The organism is Ruegeria sp. CDSA241 (genome assembly GCF_059611265.1).
Map to the genome: position 1 here is coordinate 92,261 of NZ_JBXWPF010000003.1, position 21,536 is coordinate 113,796.

Below are 21,536 nucleotides of genomic sequence, written 5' to 3' on the forward strand. Positions count from 1 at the left end.
TATACGCGCGGTTTGACCGGACAGGAGCCTTTGGACAATGGTTGGCAGTGCAAACCTCAACATCATGATCAAAGCCGCGCGCAAAGCGGGGCGTTCACTGGTCAAGGATTTTCGTGAAGTCGAGAACCTTCAGGTGTCGATGAAAGGCGCCGGGGACTTTGTGTCCAAGGCAGACATTGCAGCCGAGGCGATCCTGAAAGAGGAACTGCTTGGCGCGCGCCCGACCTATGGCTGGCTGGCCGAAGAGGGCGGCGAGATTGCCGGTGAAGATCCCACCCGCCGCTGGATTGTGGATCCGCTGGATGGCACCACGAATTTTCTGCACGGCCTGCCGCACTGGGCGATCTCGATCGCGTTGGAACATAAAGGCAAAATTGTTGCCGGTGTGATCTATGACGCCGCCAAGGACGAGATGTTCTTTGCAGAAAATGGCGAAGGCGCATGGATGAACGACACCCGTATCCGCGTTTCGGGTCGTCACCGCATGATCGAGTCGATCTTTTCGACCGGGCTGCCTTTTGGCGGACGGTCTGACTTGCCTGCGACCCTGCAGGATCTGGCACGTCTGATGCCAGTCTGCGCCGGTGTACGTCGGTGGGGCGCAGCAGCGCTGGACATGGCTTATGTTGCTGCTGGCCGGTATGAAGGCTTTTGGGAACGCCGTCTGAATGCCTGGGATGTTGCCGCCGGGATCATCATCGTGAAAGAGGCCGGTGGCTTTGTGCAGGCTTTGAACCCGGAAGGTAACGTGCTGGAGGATGGCGAGCTCATCTGTTCCAACGAGCCCATCTTTGATCAGTTTTCCAAGGTCATCCGGGGCTGAGCCACCAACAGGCAGGTTAAGCAAGCGCGCCCGATTGAGGCGCGCTTTTTCGTTTCAGAGGGTCGCGCGCTGGGCTAGATCCGCCTCTTCAGCCAATCGTGCAGCGACTGAGGCGACTGCAAGATCCTGCAACCCGACCCCGGTTCCATCAAACAGAGTGATCTGATCGTCGCTTGTCCGACCGGGGTGGTCACCATTGATGACGGCGCCGATGGGCGCGATTGCATCCTCGGTCAAGGCGCCAAGGCTGATGGCATGTTGGGCCTCGCCGATTGTCACGGACTGGGCGACCTCGTCGGTAAAGACAGTCGCCGCAGCGACGAGATCCGCGTCGACCTCTTGCTTGCCTTTGGTGTCGGTGCCCATGCAAGCCAGATGCGTGCCGGGCTTGATCCAGTCTTTCATCAAGAGCGGCTCAAAAGCCGAGGTGATGGTGATGATCACATCCGCCTGTGCGCCAAGCTCCTGTTGGCTGACGGCCTCGAATTCCAACCCAACCTCAGTGGCCACAGCTGCAAGGCGGGGCAGCATGTCGGGATGCGGGTTCCAGGCAATGACCTTTTCGAAGTCGCGCTGTTCCGCCGCCGCCCGCAGCTGGAAAGTTGACTGATGTCCGGCCCCGACCATACCAAGTACTCTTGCGTCTTGCCGCGCCAGCTGCGCGATCGAAACCGCCGAAGAGGCCGCTGTGCGCACCGCTGTCAGGTAATTGCCCCCGACAAGCGCGGACAATCGCCCGGTATCGGGGTCGAACAGAAACACCGTGGATTGGTGGTTGGTCAGGCCCTTCGCCGCATTGCCCGGCCAGTATCCACCGGATTTGAGGCCCAGCACCTGACCGTCGCGGTCAAATCCCGATTTGAACCCATAGAGAGCGTCGGCATGGCCCAAAGCCTCGCGGATAACGGGAAAGTTCCACGCGCCACCTTTAGCCATCGCACCGAACACAGCCTGTACCGCGTCAAAGGCCTGCTGGCGTCCTACCAGTTTCTCGCACAGATCTTCGCCTACAATCAGCAGGCCGTCGCTTTTCATAACATCCCGCATCTCAATAGGCTTTCCCGCGGGCCGAGACCGGCCACAGGGCTTCGACTTTGCCGCCCCGTACGCCCACATACCAATCATGGACATTGCAGGTGGGGTCACAGTGGCCCGGCACCAACCGCAGCTTGTCATTGACCTTCAGTACGCCGTCTGGATCCCCGATAACCCCATGCTCGTCCGAGCACTTGAGGTATTCGACATCATCACGCCCGAACACAAAGGGCAGGCCGCTATCGACCGACTGCGCCTTGAGGCCGGCGTCGCAGATGGCCTTGTCTGCTTTGGCGTGGCTCATGACGCTGGTCAGGATGAATAGCGCATTTTCCCATTCTCCCTGATCAATCCGCTGGCCGTTCTGATCCAGAATCCGCCCATAATCCGCGTCCATGAAGGCGTAAGAGCCGCATTGCAATTCGTTGTAAACGCCCGAGTTACTTTCGAAGTAATAGGAACCGGTGCCGCCGCCCGAAACCAGTTCGCACTCGATCCCTTCTGCTTTCAACCCGGCGACAGCGTCTTTGACCATGGCAATGGCTACATCCAGCTTCTCTTTACGGGCCTCATAGGTGTCGAGATGTTGCATCGCACCCTGATAGGCCTGAATGCCGGTGAATTTCAGATTTGGCGCTGCTTGCACAGCTTTGGCAATCTCGATGACCGCCGGTGTCGTGGTTACACCACAGCGCCCTGCGCCGCAGTCGATCTCGATGAACACTTCCAGTTCTGTACCGTGACGCGAGGCGGCAGCCGAAAGGTCGGAGATATTGTCGATATCGTCCACGCAGACAATGATACGTGCGCCGAAATTGGGCAGCCGTGCCAGTCGGTCAATCTTGACCGGGTCGCGCACCTGGTTGGATACAAGGATGTCCGTAATGCCGCCACGGGCAAATACCTCGGCTTCCGACACTTTCTGACAGCAGACGCCGACCGAACCGCCCAACCGTTCCTGCAGCTTGGCCACATCGACCGATTTGTGCATCTTGCCATGAACACGATGGCGCATCCCATGGGCCTTTGCGAAATCGCCCATCTTTCGGATGTTGCTCTCTAGCGCGTCCAGATCAAGGATCAGGCAAGGCGTCTGTATCTCGCTTTCGTCCATGCCGATCGCGGCAGGGATGTCGAAGCCGACCTCGAGGTCTTCAAAATTTACGGTCTTGTTCATGTTGTTTCTCCTTACCCTTTCAGCCAGGGCAGTTTGTCCAGGTCTACATTGCCACCGGTCACGATGACCCCAATGCGCTTGCCTTGGAAAACCTCTGGGTTCTTCAAAATGGTTGCCAGAGGAACCGCCGAAGACGGCTCCATCACCACGCGCAGGTGCTTCCAGGTCAGTTTCATCGCTTCGATGATTTCCTCTTCCGAGGCGGTAAAAATATCGGTCACGTGGTTGGATACGAAATGCCAGGTGTTTTCTTTCAGGGGCACCAGCAGCCCATCCGCAACTGTCTTGGGTGCGTCGTCTGCGATGATATGACCGGCCTTGAATGACCGGTAAGCGTCATCCGCCTGTTCCGGTTCCGCTGCATAAATTGCGGTCTCGGGCGCAAGGTTCGAAACCGTCAGACAGGTGCCTGAAATCATGCCGCCACCGCCGATGGGCGCGATAACGGCGTCCATACCACCAGTCTGTTCCAGCAGTTCGGCGGAGCAGGTGGCCTGACCGGTAATCACACGCGGGTCGTTATAGGGGTGAACAAATTCGCCACCGGTTCGGGCCTGAACCTCGGCAAATGTTGCTTCGCGCGAGCTTGTCGAAGGGTCACATTCGGTGATTGTACCGCCATATCGGCGAACTGCATCCTTCTTGGCCTGCGGGGCTGTGCGCGGCATGACCACGTTGCACGGAATACCGCGGCGGCCGGCCGCATAAGACAAAGACAAGGCGTGGTTGCCGCTGGAATGCGTGCAGACACCCTTGGGCATCAAATGGTCTGCAAGGCCGAATACAGCGTTGCAGGCCCCACGCACCTTAAAGGCCCCGGCTTCTTGGAAATTTTCGCATTTGAAGAACAGCTGCGCGCCGGTCAGGTCATTCAGGTGGTCCGAAACCATGACCGGAGTTCGGCGGATATGCGGTTTGATCCGATCATGCGCGACACGCATGTCCTCGATCGTCAGATCCGCGGCAGAGGGGTGATCCAACATTGTCATTCTCCTTACGCCGCGGCCTCGGTTCGGTTGCCGGGTGTGGCGCGAAAGTGTTCCTGGGCTGCGGCGACGCCAGAGCCCAACGTGATCGGATAGCTTAGATCGGCCATTGCCATCTCGATCGTACAGAGTCCGGACAGGACCATCGCATCTGTCAGACTGCCCAGATGCCCGATACGGAACGCCTTGCCGTGCAACTGGCCCAGGCCAACACCAAAGGACATCCCGTAGGTGTTAAAGGCATGGTCGGTCAGAATGTTGCTGTCGAACCCTTCGGGCACGTAGATTGCGCTGACCGTGTCCGAGTAAAGGTCTGGCGATTGAGCAACCAGTTCCAGCCCCCAAGCATCGACGGCGCGCCGGACACCCTCGGCAAGCCGATGATGACGGGCGTAAACATTAGGTAAGCCTTCTTCAAACAGCATCTTCAGGCTTTCACGCAGCCCGTAGATCAGTTGCAGAGGTGGTGTGTAGGGAAACCCTCCGGTCGCATTGGCCGCCATCATATCCCGGAAATCGAAAAAGGTCCGGTGCAGCTCTGCGGTTTCCATCGCGTCCAGCGCTTTCTGGCTGACGCAAAGGATGGCCATGCCAGTGGCCAACATGAATCCCTTCTGCGATCCCGAAACCGCGATGTCGACGCCCCAGCGGTCGAACTCGAACGGTACAGAGGCCAAAGAGCTGACGCAGTCCACCATCAAAAGCGCCGGGTGATTGGCGGCATCCATCGCCCGCCTTACAGCCCCGATATCCGAAAGCACCCCTGTCGCCGTTTCATTATGAGTGACCAGAACGGCGCGAATTTCATGCGCTTTGTCCCCAGTCAGAACCGTCTGAAATTGGTCGGCGGGGGCGCCGCTGCCCCAAGGGCAGTCGATGACCTGAACGTCAAGCCCGTGACGTGTACACAGATCAATCCAGCGGTGGCTGAAAACGCCATAGCGCGCAATCAGGACCTTATCACCGGGGCTGAGCGTGTTGGTGATTGCAGCCTCCCATCCACCTGTGCCGCTGGCGGGAAAGGTAACGATCTGGGCCGTAGCGGTATCAAAGACCTTCTTTGTGTCTTCCAGTACGGGTGCAAATGTCTGGACAAAGTCCGGCGCGCGATGATCCTGCGTCTGGACCTGCATGGCCAGGCGCAATCTATCAGGTATGTTGGTCGGGCCGGGAATGAAAACCGGGTTTTGGTTCGACATGGCTTGTTCCTCTGCTTTGGAGATAAGTGTCCGGGAAAAAGCTGCATTACGCAATTTTCTTGAAAAATATTTTCATTTATTGAAGATAAATATTAAGCTACTGATATATTGAACTTTTCCGTTTTTCATTTTTACATACAAGAAATCCGGACGCGAGAAACTTTGGACAGCTGAAAGGAAATGCCTGGGATGGAAACGCAGAAAAGGCCACGCGGCAGACCAAAATCGCTGTTCAAGGAAAGCTCGGCCGGGACCATGCAATCGCTGGATCGGGCGCTTAGCGTTTTGACCACAGTAGCCAGTCTGGAACGCGCAGCACTCAGCGATTTGGCGCGCGAAGTTGATGTGCCCACGGCCACAACACACCGAATTCTGGTGACGCTGCAGAAGCACGGTTTCGTCGCCTTTGATGAAGAGCGTCAAGAATGGATGATCGGGATCGAGACCTATCGCACCGGAGCGTCCTTTCTACGCCGTAATGGTGTTATCGAAATCGGAAGGCCCATTTTACGCCGGCTGATGCAGGATAGCGGCGAAACGGCGAATCTGGCCGTTCCGGACGGGGCCGAAGTGGTGTTTGTGGGGCAGGTCGAAACGGCCAATCCGATCCGGGCTTTTTTTCCACCGGGCGCGCGGACACCGATGTATGCCTCGGGCACCGGTAAGGCGATCTTGGCCGCGTTGAACGAGGCTGCATTGATCAAAGCGCTGGGCACGTTGGACACAAAGGTCTTCACGCCTCAAACACTGGTGCCCGGCGATGCACTGCAAAGCGATCTGGATCAGACCCGGGCCCGCGGGTGGTCGCATGATCGGGAGGAACGATACGAGGGGATGTCATGCATCGGTGCGGCCATCTTCAACGACCGGGGGGAACCCTGTGCGGGCATTTCCGTATCTGGCCCTACCGCCCGGTTCAGCACTGAACGCGCGCCGGAATTAGGCCGATTGGTACAAGCCGCCGCGCAAGAGGTTACCTTGCTCAGCGGTGGGCGCTTACCGGTGCGGGATGCGGGGGATGCGGGATTGTGACAGCTTGTATTCGTGCTCTGGATGGGGCGGATGCCCATGGGTGCGGTTCCAATAGTCACTCGCGCCGCGCCGCAACCAAAGGGGTATGCACAAGAGCAAACCAACAAGGAAGCCCCCGGTATGGGCCCAATAGGCGACGCCGCCCTCGTCGGGGTTGCTGGACAGGCTTCCAATGAACTGCATACCCAGCCACACGCCTAGCATGACAAACGCCGGGATCGAGAAGACACGGAAATAGATCACCAGAACAAGCAGGATGTCCACGCGCGCTTTGGGGAACATCAACAAATAGCCACCCATGACGCCAGCTATTGCGCCAGACGCACCAATCGTAGGGACCAGAGATTGTGGCGCTGTGACGACGTGGATCAGACCGGCCCCGATACCGGCGGCAAGATAGAACAGCAGAAAGGGCAGGTGGCCCATCTCGTCTTCGAGGTTGTCGCCGAAGATCCACAGGAACAGCATGTTTCCTGCCAGATGCATCCAGCCGCCATGCAGGAACATCGAGGTCACGAGGGTCTCAAGCGTATAGCCGTCCGTAATCCGGGCGGGCACCACCGCATAGTCGGTATACAGCTGGGTGATCAGCCGCTGGTTCTCCATGCTTCCCGCATAGCTGAGGAAAATCAGGATATTTGCAGCCATCAACAGATAGATGACATACGGTGTGCGTCCCGAAGGGTTATGGTCACGAATTGGAAACATGGTGCGACGCTGGGCGGTTGGCTGCCCAGCGTCAAGGCCTGTTTAGGCCGCACCCCCCAGCAATGCGGCATTCCCACCCGCAGCAGTTGTGTCGACACAGACATGTCGTTCTCCCAGAACGCGGGTGCGATCTGGCTGGCCGGGGATCAGAGGGATGATCGGGCCTGCACGCCGGGACAGATGACGCTCGATTTCCTGACCGGTTGCGTCGTCGCCCCACCACAATACGCCCGAGAAGCCAGTCAGGTTTTCAAGCCGGTGCAGGTCTAACGCGCCGATAGCAGTGATAGCCCGCCCGCCCAGTGCTTTGACCGCGTTGGCCTGCGCTTGTGCGGCTTCAACTCCGGGACCCATACACAATAGCGGTGCGCGTGAGAATTCACTCAGGCGGTTCGATTCACCCGTCGGACCGGGCAGCAACCGCGCCCTGATCTCAGCAGATTTTCCTTCTGGCAATGGTAGATCGGTCATATCGGTGGACCATTGCTCGGGACTGACCTGCCGGTCCGGGGCGCAGAAGCGGGTCAGGTAGTTCGGCCCGCCCGCCTTTGGGCCGGTCCCCGACAGACCCTCGCCGCCAAAGGGTTGCGATCCAACTATGGCGCCGATCTGGTTGCGATTGACGTAGATGTTTCCGGCATGAACAGCTTCGGTGATGTGCTGAACGCGGTCGTCGATCCGTGTGTGCAGGCCAAAGGTCAGCCCATATCCTGTGGCGTTGATATCGGCGATGATCTGATCCAACTCCGAGGAATTGAACCGCACTACATGCAGGACGGGGCCAAACACCTCGCGCTCCAACTCGGCAATGCCGGGGATTTCGATAAGGGTTGGGGCGATGAACGTGCCGTCGCCGGGGACGGACATCTCTTTCAGGACACGCCCTTCGGACCGTGCCAATGCGATGTGATCAGCGATACCAAGGCGTGCATCTTCGTCGATCACGGGACCGCAATCGGTTGAAATCAACCAGGGATCGCCAACCAGCAGCGCGTCCATGGCCCCTGTCAGCATGGTCAGAAGATCATCGGCAATGTCTTCTTGGACATAAAGACAGCGCAACGCCGAGCACCTTTGTCCCGCTGATTGGAATGCGCTTTCGATGATCGACTGAACCGCCTGTTCGGGCAGGGCGGTGCTGTCCACGATCATCGCATTCAGACCACCGGTTTCCGCGATCAGAGGCGTTCCCGGTCGCAAGTTTCCGGCCATGGCTGCACGGATTTTCAGGGCGGTCCCGGTCGAGCCGGTAAAGGCCACTCCCGACACCCTCGGGTCCGAGGTCAGGGCTGCGCCCACCGATGGACCGCCCGGCAGCAACTGTAGCGCGCTGCGTGGCACTCCGGCCTCGTGCAGCAATTCAACGGCGCGATGCGCGATCAATGGTGTCTGCGGTGCGGGCTTTGCCAATACCGCATTCCCAGTGGCCAAAGCGGCGGATATTTGACCGGTGAAAATGGCCAGCGGAAAGTTCCACGGGCTGATACAGGTGAACACACCCGCTGGTTCTGCGTCGGGTATATTCGCCGCATAATAGCGCAGGAAATCTACCGCCTCGCGCAGTTCGGCGACTGCATCGGGCAGGGACTTACCAGCCTCACGGGCCAGCAGGGCGAAAAGTTCACCGAAATGGGTCTCGTAAAGGTCGGCGGCGGCATTCAGAACCTGCGAGCGTTGATCTGCCACTACCTGCCAGGGGGTGGCTGCAGTCAAAGCAAGCTCGACATCTTGTGCGCTGGCCGGGGCAACGGCACCGGGGCGATCCCGCGACTGTGCGGGGTTGACGATGGGCTGATCGTCATCGGGCCGCGCATCGCCGGACAACAACGGGCGCGCATACCAGTGATGCGTCCGAAACGCGTCCCGCGCGGCGTTGACCCGGTCCAAAGTGGGAATGTGCCGCAGGTCAAACCCCTGCGAATTGGGCCGCTCGGGTTGAAACAGCTCGGGTCCGGTTGGAATGGCGCGCGCCGGTTCGAGGAGAGTGAGAAACGGATCGGCCGCAACCTCCTCCGGGGGAACAGTATCATCCACGATTTGGTTCACGAATGAAGAGTTTGCACCATTCTCAAGCAGTCGCCGCACCAGGTAGGCCAGCAAGTCACGATGGGCCCCGACAGGCGCATATATGCGGCAGCGTGTGTTGTTTGCGTTCTTAACCAGATGGTGCAGGGTTTCTCCCATCCCGTGCAGCCGCTGAAATTCGAAAGGCTGATCAGTTGCCATTTGCAGAATTGTACTGACCGTATGGGCGTTATGGGTGGCAAACTGCGGATAGATCCTGTCGGTCATGCCCAGCAATTTTCGCGCATTAGCAATATAGGAGACATCGGTCACGGCCTTGCTGGTAAACACCGGAAAACCCTCTACGCCTTCAACCTGAGCGCGCTTGATTTCGGTATCCCAATAGGCGCCTTTGACCAGCCGCACCATCAGTTTGCGGTCATAGCGCTCGGCCATTCCATAGAGCGCGTCCAGAGCGATTCCAGCACGCGGACCATAGGCCTGAACCACAATTCCGAACCCGTCCCATCCTGCGAGTGCAGGCTCGGCCATCACCGCTTCGATGACCTGCAGGGACAGCGACAGGCGGTCGGCCTCTTCGGCGTCGATGTTCAGGCCCATGCCAGCGGCTTTGGCCAAAAGGCACAGAGCGCGCAGGCGCGGGACAAGCTCGGCCATCACTCGCTGTTCCTGGGCCAACTCATACCGGGGGTGCAGTGCTGACAGCTTTACCGAGATGCCTGGATTGGCGCGAATGTCATCATGGGTGCAGGCCTCTGCAATGGCGGTGATGGCACGGGAATAAGACAAATGATATCGGGCCGCGTCGGCCTCGGTCCGTGCGGCTTCACCCAGCATATCGTAGGAATAGGTATAGCCCTTGGCCTCCATCCCGCTGGCACGTTCCATGGCCGACTGGATGGTCTCGCCCAGCACGAACTGACGACCCATTTCCTTCATTGCGCGCCCGACGGCCGTGCGGATAACCGGTTCACCCAGTCTTTTGATCGCACCTCGCAGGGCACTGACAGGCGAGGGCTTGCCGTCGTCGAGGACTTTACCGGTCAGCATCAGCGCCCAAGTCGAGGCATTCACCAGCGGCGAGGAGGATTGCCCAAGATGCTTGCCCCAGTCGGACGGCGCGATCTTGTCTTCGATGAGAGCATCGATCGTGTCGGCATCCGGCACGCGCAGCAGCGCTTCGGCCAGACACATCAGCGCCACGCCCTCATCGGTAGACAGGCCATATTCGGCCAGAAACACCTCCATCATGCCCGGCGATGTACTGGATCGAATATCACGCACAAGCTGGGCGGCTGCCGCACAGATTTGGGCTCGATCAGTTTCAGACAGCGCGGCATGATCGATAAGATTGTCGAGAACGGCGGTTTGATCAGCGTAGGTTTGGCTGTCGATATGGGTGCTCAGGCTGTGTGACATGAATCCTCCAGGCTTTTGTTGAATATAATGTCGATTTCTCAGGACGATTGCCGTATTTTTTAATTCATCTGGTCGGATGGACTGTATTTAGGGGATAATGCCGTGCAAATGAGCTTTCCGGATTTGGATCGGTTTGATCGAGCGATCTTGGCGATTCTCTCAGAGGATGGGCGCATATCAGTTGCCGACCTAGCGCGGCGGATCGGGCTGTCGAAATCCCCAACCCAGGCGCGTCTAAAGCGACTTGAGGCTAGCGGGGTGATCACCGGGTATCGCGCCTTACTGGACCCGATCCGACTGGGGCTGGACCATGTGGCTTTTGTCGAGGTGCGCCTGACCGACACAAGAGAGAAGGCACTGGCCGAGTTTAACGCCGCAGTCCGCAAGGTGCCCGAAATCGAGCAAGCCCATATGATCGCGTCGAATTTCGACTATCTGCTGAAAATCCGCACTGGTTCAATGTCGGAATACCGCGCCGTTTTGGCTGAGAAGATATCCTCGCTTCCGCATGTGGCGAATACCTCGACCTTTGTGGCGATGGAGGCAGTTAAGGAAACCGTTGTTTCAGGCGCTTTGGACAGGGTGGGTTGACGAATTGCGCAAGCGCGTCACCATACGCGTATGAAGCGTTTTGTGTTCCCTCTGCTAGTGTTGGTGGCCCCTCCTGGTGTCGCCTGGTCTGAAGAATGCCCGTCCTCGCCGGATCATACCGAAAGCATCTCGGCCGTAATCGCGCAAATTCAGGATGTTGGAAACGAGGCCGAAGCCCAGACATTTTCCAATCAATTATGGGAGTTCTGGACCGATGCGCCCGACGCTGTTGCGCAGGCCGTTCTGGACCGGGGCATGACCCGCCGCAGTGGCTGGGACCTTCGGGGCGCCATCGAGGAGTTTGACAAGCTCATCGAATACTGCCCGCACTATGCCGAGGGGTACAATCAGCGCGCCTTTGCATATTATCTTAGCCAGGATTTCGCATCTGCACTGCCGGATCTGGACAAGGCGATCGAGCTGTCTCCGAACCATGTCGCGGCGATCAGCGGGCGCGCCCTGACGCTGCTTGGCTTGCATCGGATTGATGAAGCCCGTGCGGCACTGTCACATGCCTTGGAGCTTAACCCCTGGCTGTCCGAGCGCCACCTGATGGCTCCGGGCGGACCGTTGGAGCCGCCAGGTAAGGATATCTGAGGAATAGATGTCCCCGATCCATAGGACCGGGGACAATCTGGAACAGCTTAACCGACCAGCCCGTTATCGGTGCGCTTGATCGTGATCACCGATGAGCGCGGCGTGCCTCCATCCGGCCATTCGCTGCCGGGATGCTGAATGCCGACAAACATGGTGCGCAGATCGCTGGACCAAGCCAGCCCCGTGACCTCACACCCGTTTGGACCGGTCATGAAGCGGGCGATTTCGCCCGTGACCGGATCACCGACCAGCATCTGGTTGTTGCCGTGGCCTGCAAAGTCTTCTTCGTTGTCGTCATTGCCGTCGGTCTGGATCCAGACCAGACCAGTCGAGTCAATGGTCATTCCGTCGGGTGAGTTGAACAGGTTGCCCTCGTTCACATTGGCCGATCCGGCGCGGGCGTCAGAATGCACTGTCGGATTACCCGCCATGACATAGAGATCCCAAACGAACGCGTCGGCTGCGTGGTCGTCGTTGTCCGGTTTCCAGCGAACGATCTGGCCATATTTATTGGCCTCACGCGGGTTGGGGCCATTGGTCGACGTGTCGTCTCCCCCGGCATTTGGTTTCACGCCGCGGTTCTTGTTGTTGGTTAGGCAGCAATAGGCTTCGACCGCTACCGGGCTGGACGCCACCCATTCAGGGCGATCCATGGTCGTGCCACCCGCCTTGGATGCCGCCAATCGGGTGAAGATCGCAATATCCGCCGCATCCATGCCGGTTGCATCCGGCGTCAGCGGCAGCCAGGTGCCTGTCATGTCGTCATCGAATTTCGCCACATAAAGCGTGCCGTCGTTCAACAGATTCTGGGTTTCGCCGCCGGGCTGATAGGTGCCGTTCGAGACGAATTTGTACAGATACTCGCCCCGCTCATCATCACCCATATAGACAACCACGCGGCCATCAGCGGCCAGAGTCACCTCGGCATTCTCATGCTTGAAACGGCCAAGACCGGTGTGTTTGACCGGGGTGCTGTCCGGTTTGGTCGGGTCGATTTCAACGATCCATCCCACTCGGTGCGGCTCGTTTGGGTTTTTGGAGGTGTCGAACCGCGGATCGAACAGTTCGTAGCCATTCCAGCTTTCGGCTTTGACGCCATAGCGCTTGAAGCCGTCCGCGACCTTTTGATCGTAGCTGGCGTTTTCGTCGCTGGACCCGAAATAGCCGTTAAAGTTCTCTTCGCAGGTCAGATACGTGCCCCAGGGCGTCTTGCCTGCACCACAGTTGTTCATGGTGCCCAGCGAGGTTGTGCCGGTCGGGTCGGCCTCGGTCTTCAGCAGGTCGTGGCCGGCAGCGGGGCCGACGATGTTCATCTCAGTGTTGTGGTGGATGCGCCGGTTGAACGGGCTGTCCTTGACCACGGACCAACCTTCGGGGCCTTCGGTGATTTCCATCACCGTCACACCCTGCAGGTTCTGCAGTTTGCGCACGTCGTCAGCACTGGCCGGAACACCTTCCTGCGCAGCGGGCAGGTTGATTTTACCGTTCGGATATTCGTGATTGATCGCAATCAGCTCATGACCTTGGAAGGTAAAGGTCTCCATGCCGTCGGTATTCTCGCCAAAGATGCGGTCCGAGTTCTCGACCGGGCCGCCCTCGGCGAGGTCATAGCCATCGGCATCCGAAAACAGCGGATCGCCCCAGCGCATCAAGATCTTCCACTCAAACCCTTCAGGCACATGGACGGTGCCATCAGTTTGTGCGGCAATCGGGGTGAAAGCGAACCGGGATGCTGCTTGTGCCTGCGCCGAGGTCGAGCCAAGCAGGCCGGTTCCCAACGCAGCCGCGCCAGAGCCGAAGGCCACGACGCCGGACAGAAATCCACGGCGGGAAATGGCGCTTTCGACGACATGGTCAAAGTCGTTTTCTTCAGGGCGGGGGAAATGCAGCTCGTCCCAGTCGTCGGCGGAAAGTGTGGTAGGGTCAACGTCTTTCATGGATTGCTCCTGGCTGTCGGTGAAAAGTCGATGAAACGCATTTAGAGGGCATTTGTGACAGGGTGATAACAGCACCATTAACGATGGCGCCGGGATACTCAGGAAACAGATTTACTCGGGATGCGTAAGGATACGCCGATGTGATCAGCCCGTCAAAACGGGCTGATCACATCTTGTTTTTATTGGCTTTTTGACAGGAAAAGCGGTCAGGTAAGGCGCTGACCGTCCGCATTGAACCGATAGGCCTTGTCCGGAGAATAGGCGAAACGCAATTCCTGCCCTTCGGATATCGCATGCTGGCCAAACAGCCGGGCGGTTATGGCGTGTTCGTTGATCTGCGCGATGACATTTGTGTCTCCGCCCAGCTTCTCAACATGGCTGACACGCGCGGTGAGTGGTCCGTCATCTGCAACAAACAGGTCCTCGGGCCGGATGCCAATCGTGTTCTGACCGCTTTCGTTCAGCAACCCCTGCGGCAGGAAATTCATTGACGGAGAGCCGAGGAACCCGGCCACGAACTGGTTCGCGGGGTTGTTATACAGCTCCATCGGGCTGCCGATCTGTTCCACCCGGCCGTCGCGCAGGACAACGATCTTGTCGGCGAGCGTCATGGCCTCGGTCTGGTCATGGGTGACATAGATCATCGAGGCGTCCAGTGCGCGATGCAGATTGGCGATCTCGATCCGCGTGTTCATGCGCAGCGCGGCATCCAGATTGGACAGGGGCTCATCAAACAGGAACAGTTTGGGTTCGCGCACGATGGCGCGGCCAATGGCAACCCGCTGACGCTGACCGCCCGACAATTCCGAGGGGAAGCGATCCAGATAGGGCTCGAGGTTCAGCATCCGGCTGGCTTTGGCCACGCGGCCTTCGATTTCCGATTTGGGCTGCTTTTCCTGCTTCAGTGCAAGGGTCATATTGCCCCGAACGCTGAGGTGGGGATAGAGCGCATAGCTTTGGAACACCATCGCGATCCCGCGCTTGGATGGCGGCACCAGATTGACCTGCTGCCCGCCAATGTTGATCTCACCGGATGATGCATCCTCTAGCCCCGCAATCACCCGCAGCAGGGTGGACTTGCCGCAGCCCGACGGGCCGACAAAGACGACGAATTCGCCTTCTTCAACCTCCAGCGTGATGTCTTTCAGGACTTGCACGTTGCCAAAGGACTTGTTCACATTGTTCAGCGTCAGGGCGGTCATGATGCGGGCTCCTCAAGGGAAACGGGCTGGCCGGTTCGGATGCTTTGATCCGCAGCCAGACAAATGGCGAGCGATTGGACGGCGTCATTCATATGACGGGTCAGGTCGATATCTTCGGCGATGGCGCGCAGCATATAAGCCTGCTCGGCATCGCAGAGTTCTTGATGGCCGGGTTCGTCCGGCATCTCGATCATGTGGTCGCCTTGCGGTGTATGGACCAGCAAGCCGCCGACTTTGGTATGGCCGTCAATGTCGGCGGAGGCGCCTTTGTTTCCATCGGTAATCGAAACGGACCCGTTGGGCGAAACGATATCTTTCACGAAGAACGCGGTTTCAGACATCATCGGGCCCCATCCGGCCTCATACCAGCCGACCGAGCCGTCGTCGAAGACCACCTGAAACTGGCCGTAATTGTACATGTCCGGTGCGATTTCATCCGACAGGCGCAGGCCCATACCATGCACGCGGACAGGCTTCGCATCGGTGATCTGGCACATCACGTCGACATAGTGCACGCCGCAATCGACAATGGGCGAAGTGGTTTGCATCAGTGCCTTATGCGTTTCCCATTCCGCGCCCGACGACTGCTGGTTCAGGTTCAACCGGAACACGTAGGGCCCGCCAAGATTGCGCGCCTCATCAATCAGCCGCATCCAAGAGGGGTGATGGCGCAGGATATACCCGACTACCAGCTTACGATTTAGCCGCGTTGCTGTTTCGACCACACGCCGGGCGTCGGCGACATTAGTGGCCAGCGGTTTTTCAACAAACACATGTGCGCCAGCCTCCATGGCCGCACATGCAAAGTCCGCGTGGCTATCAGAGTAGGTCGCGACCACGACCAGATCGGGTTTGGTTTCAGCCAGTGCCGCGTCGAAATCGGAATAGGCCGGGTACTTGGTGAGGTCCGGGTGATCTACACGGCCGGACCGGTTCACCAAACCAACGATCTGCGCGTCGGGGTGGTGATGGTGCGCCAGCGCGTGGCTCAAACCCATATTGCCGAGGCCTGCAATCAGAACGCGGGTCATTTGACTGCTCCGGATGTGATGCCGCGGATCAGCTGGCGCGAGAAGATGACGTACAGGACAAGCACCGGCAGGATCGCCATCGACAAGGCCGACAGAACTGCGTTCCAATCGGTCACGAACTGGCCGATGAATACTTGGCTTCCCAGCGTCAGGGTCTTGGTTTCTTCGGCTGGGGCCAGGATCAACGGGAACCAAAGGTCGTTCCAGATCGGGATCATGTTGAACACGGCCACGGTCGCCATCGCGGGCCGGACCAGAGGCAGAACAAGGCGGAAGAATATCGTGTATTCGGACAAACCGTCGATGCGCCCGGCATTCTTCAGGTCATCGCTGACTTGTCGCATGAATTCGGACAGGATGAATACGGCCAGTGGTAACCCTTGAGCCGTATACACCAGGATAAGCGCCCAGAGCGAGTTTACCAGCCCGGTCGCCACCATCATCTCAAGGATCGCCACGGTGCCGATACGGATGGGGATCATGATCCCCAGCGCCAGATACAGCCCCATGATCAGGTTGCCCTTGAACTGGTATTCCGACAACGCATAGGCGGCCATCGCGCCAAAAAGCAGGATGAAGGACAGCGATGCCACGGTGACAATCATCGAGTTTTGGAAATACAGGAAGAAATCTCCCTGCTTCATCACCGTCTCATAGCCAATCATCGAGAAGCTGTCGGCATTGGGCAGGGCCAGTGGTTCACGGAAGATCGCGCGGCGGGATTTGAAACTGTTGATCAGGATAACAAAGACCGGAAACAGCGCGATCAGCGTGTACAGGATCAGCGCGCCGTGCATCGCGACCATGTTGAGGGGGTTATGACGTGCTTTGTTCATCGCGTGGCCCTCACAATTGATACCGGCGCATCCGGGTCTGGATGCCGAACAGGTAGATACAGACCCCCACAAGGATGATGGCGAACATCGCCCCGGCGATAGCCGAACCCATATGCGGGTCACCCAATTGAAGCTGGAAGCCAAAGAATGTGCGGTACATGAAGGTACCAAGAATATCGGTCGAGAAATCCGGCCCCGCCAGCGCGCCTTGTGACGCGTAGATCAGATCGAATGCGTTGAAATTCCCCACGAAGGTCAGGATCGAGATGATCCCGATCGACGGCAGGATCAGCGGCAGTTTGATTTTCCAGAAGGCCGCAGTTCCGGTGATCCCGTCGATCTCTCCGGCCTCAAGAATTTCTTCGGGGATGGTCAACAGCGCGGCGTAGATCAACATCATTGGGATGCCGACAAACTGCCAGACCGAAATCAACGCCAGTGCGGTCAGTGCGTATTCCTCTTTGCCCAACCACGGTGCAAAGAGGGACTTAAGCCCAACAGCATCCAGCATCGAAGGCGCAATGCCCCAGATCGGCGACAGGATCAGTTTCCAGGCAAAGCCCACGATCACAAAGCTGAGGATCGTAGGAATAAAGATCGCCGAGCGATACAGGGCGGCAAACCGTAGGCGGGGGTGGCTGAGAAGGGCGGCCAGCGCGATGCCGATCGGGTTCTGAACCAACATATGGATCAGGAAGAACCAAAAATTATTACCCAGAGCATTCCAGAATTGATCCGACCAGTTGGGATCGAAAAACAGGGTCCGGAAATTCTGCAATCCGACAAACACGCGAGCCTGATCAACCTCTGTATACAGTGCAAGGCGCAGTGTGTTGAACAGCGGGAAAATCATCACAGCGGTATAGACGAGTACGGCAGGTGCCAGAAATACAACGATATGCCAGCGGATGCGGGGGCGGGTCATGGGATTGCTTTCAAAGGGGTGTCGGAGTTACCCGGGCGGTCGGCACCGCCCGGGTATAGATCAGCTTATTGATGCGGAGCGTACCAGGAGGCCAGGCCTTCCTGCAGTTCGACACCCAGTTCCTCGGGGGATTTTGCACCTTTGATGGCAGCAACAGAAGCGCCCCAGGTATCGTTTTCAAGGTTCGGTGTGCCACGCGACAGGATTTGATAGGTCGAGCGGATGGTCGATTCACACTCTTCGCGCCAGCCTACGATTTCCTTGGCCAGCGGGTCCTGCAGCTCGACCGGAGTGTTCGAGAGCGGGAAGAAGCCAGGCAGGGCGTTGCCGAAGATTTCGGCGAATTCCGGGCTTGCGACCCAGGCCAGGAACGTCTCGGCAGCTTCGGGATTCGCGGTGGCCGCATTCATACCAATGCCAATGTCGGTGTGGTCCGAGATATAGCAGGTATCGCCCGCATTCTGGACTGGCGGCTTAAAGGCGCCCATTTCGAAATCGGCCTGCGCATTGAAGCCCGAAATTTCCCAGGATCCCGCAGGGTAGACGGCTGCGCGACCCAGGGTAAAGATGTTCTGGCTGTCGGGATAAGTCTGCGCCTCATATCCGTCACCCAGATAAGCGCCCCAACGGGCCAGGGTGGCATAGGGGGCGGTCCAGGCTTCATCGGTCAGCTTTTGCTCGCCCGCGATCAGCGCCTGGCGGCCCTCTTCGCCTTTCCAATAGTTCGGACCGATGTTGTTATAGCCCATAGTGGCGGCTTCCCACTGGTCGTTGGTGCCCATCGCCATCGGGATATAAGTGCCGTCTTCCTTGATCTTGTCGAGGGCGGCAAAGAACTCGTCCTCGGTTGTGGGAACTTCGATACCCAGTTCGGCAAACGCGTCCTTGTTATAGATGAACCCGTGGATCACCGACGCCATCGGAACGCAGAAACTGGCCGAGCCGTCATCCGTTTGCCAGGCCGACTTGGCGACATCCGAGAAGTTGTTCATCGCTTCGACACCGGACAGGTCGCTCAGATGACCGGCCTCATACAGGGCCAGCGATGCGTCGAACGGTCGACAGGTGATCAGGTCACCCGCCGATCCCGCATCCAGTTTCGAATTCAGTACGGCGTTGTATTCCGCCGGGGCCGAGGGTGTGAATTGCACTTTGATGCCGGGGTGTTTGGCCTCAAACGCAGGGATGATCTGGTCCTGCCATAGGGTCAGGTCGTCATTTCGCCAGCTTTCGATGGTCAGGGTCACATCTTCCGCATAGGCAGCCGACGCCATCAACGTCGTGCCCAGCAGAGCAAGTTTCAAGCTATTCTTAGTCATCCATATTCTCCCGATTGATGGTTATTATTCTATGGCCAGTGCGGCCGTTAGGATTCCGTCTGATGTTCGTAGGCGTTCAGTGGCTTCGGATGCCGAAACACCTTTTGCGGCGACAAGCACGGCGGGCTTCACATCACCGCGTGTTGCTTCCAGTGCGCGCTTTGCTGCGTCTGTGTCCACCTCGGCAATGCGGGTTACGATTCCGGCCGCGCGGGCGCGCAGTTTGTCATTGTCCGCGCGCAGGTTGACCATCATGCCGCCATGTACGTGGCCAAGGTCCAGCGCCATCAGCGACGACAGCATATTCAAAGCGATCTTTTGCGCCGTTCCCGCGCCCATCCGCGTTGATCCCGAAATCAGTTCGGGCGGGGTGGCTAGCAGGATCGGGATGTTGGTCTGTGTCAGCAGGGGACTGTTGGCGTTATTGGCGATGCCGATCAAGGTCGCGCCTTTTGCACGGGCGATGCTTGCGGCTGTCATCGTGTAGGGGGTCGACCCGCTTGCGGATACGGCGATCACCGTGTCCCGGGCTGACAAACTGTTCAGCGCTTCACGCAGGTCACCGTCGGCGTCTTCGGAATCACCCGACATCTCGACACCCGTTGGAAGACCACCAGCCATATGGATTCGCAACTGGTCTGGCGTGATCGAGAATGTTCCGCCCAGCTCTTGCGCGTCAGCCGCCGCCATCAAACCGGACGAGCCTGCCGCAACATAGTGCAACATGCCGCCCGACCGGAGCGTCCTGGCCATCGCAGCGGCGCCCAATGCAATAGCCTGTGTGGCCGAGCGCACCGCCGCTGCCGCAGCGATCTGCCCCTCGGCCAGCAACAGCGCCGACCCTGTCAGGTCTTCGCGGCTCAGGCTGGTGGCGTCGCGGTGCAGTTGTTCGGTTGACGGCAGCGTCAAGAGAATCCCCTCCCAGGTTTCCCGATTACAATACCTATTTAATACCACCTGTCCAACATTTTCTTTTCAGTGAAGGTTTTGTGCTGTTCTTATAGGAAAAACTGCAATATTTGCGAGTAGCGCCAAAATCTAGGCTTTTCTAAATCAAATAGGTATTGTATTGGTATTGTCATGATTGAGTCCCTGCATAATGCTGTATTGGCCGTTGATGGCGGTGGAACGCGCTGTCGTGTGGCCTGTGAGGTTGCTGGAATCGCTCACAGCGTTGAAGTTGGCGCTGCAAACGTCTCGACTGATTTTCAGGCTGGCGTTTCACAGATAAAGCTGGGGTTGGACCAGCTGTCTGGCAAGCTTGGCATCGGGGTTGAGGGCTTGTTGGCAAGTCCTGCCTTTGTTGGTTTAGCTGGGATCACGGATCAGGCGATCTCAACTCGTTTGAGGGATGCGCTTGGTCTAAAGCACGCCCGGATAGAGGATGATCGTCCCGCTGCCTTGCGCGGGGCACTGGGTGCGCAGGACGGGCTGATTGCCCATTGTGGTACAGGCTCATTTCTGGCCAGACAAACTGGTAGAGACATGCGCTTTGCCGGTGGCTGGGGCTCGGTCTTGGGGGATGAAGCCTCGGCCCAGTGGGTTGGAAGGATGGCATTGTCCTTGGCATTGCGTGCGTCTGATGGAACGCAGACCCGTTCGGACCTTTTGACCACTTTGCTGTCCGAACATGACGGACCTGCCGGGATCGTTCGTTTTGCAGGGGCTGCAGACCCTGCGCAGTTTGGAGCGATTGCACCAAAAGTGACCATGGCTGCCCAAGATGACGACGTGGTTGCGCAACAAATCATGCGGGCAGGTGCTGCCTATCTGGCGGATACCGCCACGCATTTGGGGTGGAGCCCGGGAGCCGCGCTGTGTCTGACGGGCGGTATTGGTGGTCAATACGCGTCGTATCTGCCCGAAAACATGCAATCCGACCTGCGCGCGCCGTTAGGAGAACCGCTCGACGGGGCGCTCGCCTTGGCAAAGGAGGTCGAACATGAGCATTGCTGATTTTCTGCGTTCGGATTCCTGGCTGACCGCTGATAATGGGCCGCGATATGTCCAACTACGGCGAAGGCTGCAGGAGGGCATTGATACGGGTGTTCTGCCCCCCAAATCGTCGCTTCCGTCCGAGAGAGAACTTGTCGAGATCACGGACCTTTCGCGCGTCACCGTGAGAAAGGCGATTCAAGAGCTTGTCCAAGAGGGCGTGATCGAACAGCGCCAGGGCTCGGGCTCGTTCATCCGCGAGCGCATCCCACGGGTCGAACAATCGCTGACACATCTGACTTCGTTCACCGAAGACATGTCCAGCCGTGGAATGAAAACCGCGTCGAAATGGCTGGAGCGGGGGGTCTTTGCGCCGACCCAAGAAGAGATTGCCGCCTTGAGCTTGTCCGAGGGTGAGCAAATCTCTCGTATCTACCGATTGCGCGAAGCCGATGGCCGTCCATTGGCGCTGGAAAAAGCGGCGTTACCTTTGGATATCCTGCCGAACCCGATCGAGGTGACCACCTCTCTGTACGAGGTCTTGGATCGGCTGGGCCGCCGTCCTGTTCGGGCGGTTCAGAAGATCTCGGCCCTGAATTTGGCCGCGCGTGAGGCTGAACTTCTTGATGTTCCCGAGGGAGCCGCCGGGCTGAATATTGAACGTGTTTCTTTTCTCAGAAACGGACGCGTCGCCGAACTGACACGCTCGCTTTATCGCGGCGATGCGTATGATTTTGTCGCTGAATTGCGGTTGTAACC

19 protein-coding genes are annotated in these 21,536 nt (G+C 58.3%); 6 read left to right on the plus strand and 13 right to left on the minus strand.

Annotated elements, in window-relative coordinates; genetic code table 11:
• The first annotated feature begins 37 nt into the window (after positions 1–37).
• A complete protein-coding gene (locus AC2FJV_RS04025; protein ID WP_496712755.1) occupies positions 38–823 on the plus strand; it encodes an inositol monophosphatase family protein in 786 nt (261 codons plus the stop codon).
• 54 nt (positions 824–877) lie between these two features.
• Here AC2FJV_RS04025 and bhcD read toward each other — a convergent pair whose 3' ends face one another.
• From bhcD to bhcA, 4 genes are read right to left on the minus strand one after another with little or no spacing between them, the layout of a single operon-like run.
• Positions 878–1,870, minus strand: coding sequence for an iminosuccinate reductase BhcD (gene bhcD, locus AC2FJV_RS04030; protein ID WP_496693862.1), 993 nt, complete (start codon positions 1,868–1,870; stop codon positions 878–880).
• Between the two features lies 1 nt (position 1,871).
• On the minus strand, positions 1,872–3,035 hold the full coding sequence (bhcC, locus tag AC2FJV_RS04035; RefSeq protein ID WP_496693861.1) for a 3-hydroxy-D-aspartate aldolase BhcC: 1,164 nt from the start codon (positions 3,033–3,035) through the stop codon (positions 1,872–1,874).
• An 11-nt stretch (positions 3,036–3,046) separates the two neighbouring features.
• Positions 3,047–4,018, minus strand: a complete 972-nt coding sequence (gene bhcB / locus AC2FJV_RS04040) for a beta-hydroxyaspartate dehydratase BhcB (RefSeq protein WP_281972689.1) — start codon at positions 4,016–4,018, stop codon at positions 3,047–3,049.
• A gap of 11 nt (positions 4,019–4,029) precedes the next feature.
• On the minus strand, positions 4,030–5,220 hold the full coding sequence (bhcA, locus tag AC2FJV_RS04045; RefSeq protein WP_142636654.1) for an L-aspartate--glyoxylate aminotransferase BhcA: 1,191 nt from the start codon (positions 5,218–5,220) through the stop codon (positions 4,030–4,032).
• A gap of 189 nt (positions 5,221–5,409) precedes the next feature.
• Here bhcA and AC2FJV_RS04050 point away from each other — a divergent pair, with 189 nt between their 5' ends.
• Positions 5,410–6,252: an IclR family transcriptional regulator gene (locus AC2FJV_RS04050; RefSeq protein ID WP_496712757.1), complete on the plus strand. Its 843-nt coding sequence runs from the start codon at positions 5,410–5,412 to the stop codon at positions 6,250–6,252.
• Here AC2FJV_RS04050 and AC2FJV_RS04055 read toward each other — a convergent pair.
• Both AC2FJV_RS04055 and putA read right to left on the minus strand, forming a co-directional pair.
• Positions 6,217–6,960 (minus strand): rhomboid family intramembrane serine protease, encoded by a 744-nt coding sequence (locus AC2FJV_RS04055; protein ID WP_496712759.1) that lies wholly within the window; start codon positions 6,958–6,960, stop codon positions 6,217–6,219. The two genes, AC2FJV_RS04050 and AC2FJV_RS04055, sit on opposite strands and share 36 nt — an antisense overlap.
• Positions 6,961–7,002: 42 nt before the next feature.
• Complete coding sequence (gene putA, locus AC2FJV_RS04060) at positions 7,003–10,404, minus strand: bifunctional proline dehydrogenase/L-glutamate gamma-semialdehyde dehydrogenase PutA (RefSeq protein WP_496712761.1); 3,402 nt, start codon at positions 10,402–10,404, stop codon at positions 7,003–7,005.
• 108 nt (positions 10,405–10,512) lie between these two features.
• On the opposite strand from putA, the gene AC2FJV_RS04065 reads away from it, so the two are divergent.
• Together AC2FJV_RS04065 and AC2FJV_RS04070 are read left to right on the plus strand one after the other, a co-directional pair.
• Positions 10,513–10,995, plus strand: coding sequence for an Lrp/AsnC family transcriptional regulator (locus AC2FJV_RS04065; protein ID WP_142636662.1), 483 nt, complete (start codon positions 10,513–10,515; stop codon positions 10,993–10,995).
• A gap of 30 nt (positions 10,996–11,025) precedes the next feature.
• Positions 11,026–11,592 carry a tetratricopeptide repeat protein gene (locus AC2FJV_RS04070; protein ID WP_496689625.1) on the plus strand — a complete coding sequence of 189 codons (567 nt, stop codon included), beginning with the start codon at positions 11,026–11,028 and terminating at the stop codon, positions 11,590–11,592.
• A gap of 47 nt (positions 11,593–11,639) precedes the next feature.
• Here AC2FJV_RS04070 and AC2FJV_RS04075 read toward each other — a convergent pair whose 3' ends face one another.
• The 7 genes from AC2FJV_RS04075 to AC2FJV_RS04105 form a co-directional block, all read right to left on the minus strand.
• Entirely contained in the window at positions 11,640–13,529 is a 1,890-nt protein-coding gene (locus AC2FJV_RS04075; RefSeq protein WP_496712763.1) for a PhoX family protein, read from the minus strand.
• A gap of 206 nt (positions 13,530–13,735) precedes the next feature.
• The gene (locus AC2FJV_RS04080; RefSeq protein WP_496712765.1) at positions 13,736–14,731 is read right to left on the minus strand and encodes an ABC transporter ATP-binding protein; all 996 of its coding nucleotides are present in this window, start codon (positions 14,729–14,731) and stop codon (positions 13,736–13,738) included.
• Complete coding sequence (locus AC2FJV_RS04085; protein ID WP_496712767.1) at positions 14,728–15,762, minus strand: Gfo/Idh/MocA family protein; 1,035 nt, start codon at positions 15,760–15,762, stop codon at positions 14,728–14,730. The genes AC2FJV_RS04080 and AC2FJV_RS04085 overlap by 4 nt, the downstream gene beginning before the upstream one ends.
• On the minus strand, positions 15,759–16,598 hold the full coding sequence (locus AC2FJV_RS04090) for a carbohydrate ABC transporter permease (protein ID WP_058275926.1): 840 nt from the start codon (positions 16,596–16,598) through the stop codon (positions 15,759–15,761). Before AC2FJV_RS04090 ends, AC2FJV_RS04085 begins: the two co-directional genes overlap by 4 nt.
• A 10-nt stretch (positions 16,599–16,608) precedes the next feature.
• Positions 16,609–17,523, minus strand: coding sequence for a carbohydrate ABC transporter permease (locus AC2FJV_RS04095; RefSeq protein WP_496712770.1), 915 nt, complete (start codon positions 17,521–17,523; stop codon positions 16,609–16,611).
• 65 nt (positions 17,524–17,588) lie between these two features.
• Entirely contained in the window at positions 17,589–18,842 is a 1,254-nt protein-coding gene (locus tag AC2FJV_RS04100) for an ABC transporter substrate-binding protein (protein ID WP_281994953.1), read from the minus strand.
• A gap of 24 nt (positions 18,843–18,866) precedes the next feature.
• Positions 18,867–19,751 (minus strand): N-acetylmuramic acid 6-phosphate etherase, encoded by an 885-nt coding sequence (locus AC2FJV_RS04105; protein WP_281994952.1) that lies wholly within the window; start codon positions 19,749–19,751, stop codon positions 18,867–18,869.
• A 171-nt stretch (positions 19,752–19,922) separates the two neighbouring features.
• Between AC2FJV_RS04105 and AC2FJV_RS04110 the strand changes: the two genes are divergently transcribed.
• Together AC2FJV_RS04110 and AC2FJV_RS04115 are read left to right on the plus strand one after the other, a co-directional pair.
• Positions 19,923–20,798: a glucosamine kinase nucleotide-binding domain-containing protein gene (locus AC2FJV_RS04110; protein ID WP_496689635.1), complete on the plus strand. Its 876-nt coding sequence runs from the start codon at positions 19,923–19,925 to the stop codon at positions 20,796–20,798.
• A complete protein-coding gene (locus AC2FJV_RS04115) occupies positions 20,785–21,534 on the plus strand; it encodes a GntR family transcriptional regulator (protein ID WP_271949346.1) in 750 nt (249 codons plus the stop codon). The genes AC2FJV_RS04110 and AC2FJV_RS04115 overlap by 14 nt, the downstream gene beginning before the upstream one ends.
• The last annotated feature ends 2 nt before the right edge of the window (positions 21,535–21,536 follow it).

Coding starts and splice junctions, on each gene's coding strand:
- AC2FJV_RS04075 (WP_496712763.1), bottom strand. CDS start 13,529: ATGAAAGACGTTGACCCTACCACACTTTCCGCCGACGACTGGGACGAG.
- AC2FJV_RS04065 (WP_142636662.1), top strand. CDS start 10,513: ATGAGCTTTCCGGATTTGGATCGGTTTGATCGAGCGATCTTGGCGATT.
- AC2FJV_RS04080 (WP_496712765.1), bottom strand. CDS start 14,731: ATGACCGCCCTGACGCTGAACAATGTGAACAAGTCCTTTGGCAACGTG.
- AC2FJV_RS04100 (WP_281994953.1), bottom strand. CDS start 18,842: ATGACTAAGAATAGCTTGAAACTTGCTCTGCTGGGCACGACGTTGATG.
- AC2FJV_RS04055 (WP_496712759.1), bottom strand. CDS start 6,960: ATGTTTCCAATTCGTGACCATAACCCTTCGGGACGCACACCGTATGTC.
- AC2FJV_RS04025 (WP_496712755.1), top strand. CDS start 38: ATGGTTGGCAGTGCAAACCTCAACATCATGATCAAAGCCGCGCGCAAA.
- bhcA (WP_142636654.1), bottom strand. CDS start 5,220: ATGTCGAACCAAAACCCGGTTTTCATTCCCGGCCCGACCAACATACCT.
- AC2FJV_RS04070 (WP_496689625.1), top strand. CDS start 11,026: ATGAAGCGTTTTGTGTTCCCTCTGCTAGTGTTGGTGGCCCCTCCTGGT.
- AC2FJV_RS04050 (WP_496712757.1), top strand. CDS start 5,410: ATGGAAACGCAGAAAAGGCCACGCGGCAGACCAAAATCGCTGTTCAAG.
- AC2FJV_RS04095 (WP_496712770.1), bottom strand. CDS start 17,523: ATGACCCGCCCCCGCATCCGCTGGCATATCGTTGTATTTCTGGCACCT.
- bhcC (WP_496693861.1), bottom strand. CDS start 3,035: ATGAACAAGACCGTAAATTTTGAAGACCTCGAGGTCGGCTTCGACATC.
- bhcB (WP_281972689.1), bottom strand. CDS start 4,018: ATGTTGGATCACCCCTCTGCCGCGGATCTGACGATCGAGGACATGCGT.
- AC2FJV_RS04085 (WP_496712767.1), bottom strand. CDS start 15,762: ATGACCCGCGTTCTGATTGCAGGCCTCGGCAATATGGGTTTGAGCCAC.
- putA (WP_496712761.1), bottom strand. CDS start 10,404: ATGTCACACAGCCTGAGCACCCATATCGACAGCCAAACCTACGCTGAT.
- AC2FJV_RS04110 (WP_496689635.1), top strand. CDS start 19,923: ATGATTGAGTCCCTGCATAATGCTGTATTGGCCGTTGATGGCGGTGGA.
- AC2FJV_RS04115 (WP_271949346.1), top strand. CDS start 20,785: ATGAGCATTGCTGATTTTCTGCGTTCGGATTCCTGGCTGACCGCTGAT.
- AC2FJV_RS04090 (WP_058275926.1), bottom strand. CDS start 16,598: ATGAACAAAGCACGTCATAACCCCCTCAACATGGTCGCGATGCACGGC.
- bhcD (WP_496693862.1), bottom strand. CDS start 1,870: ATGCGGGATGTTATGAAAAGCGACGGCCTGCTGATTGTAGGCGAAGAT.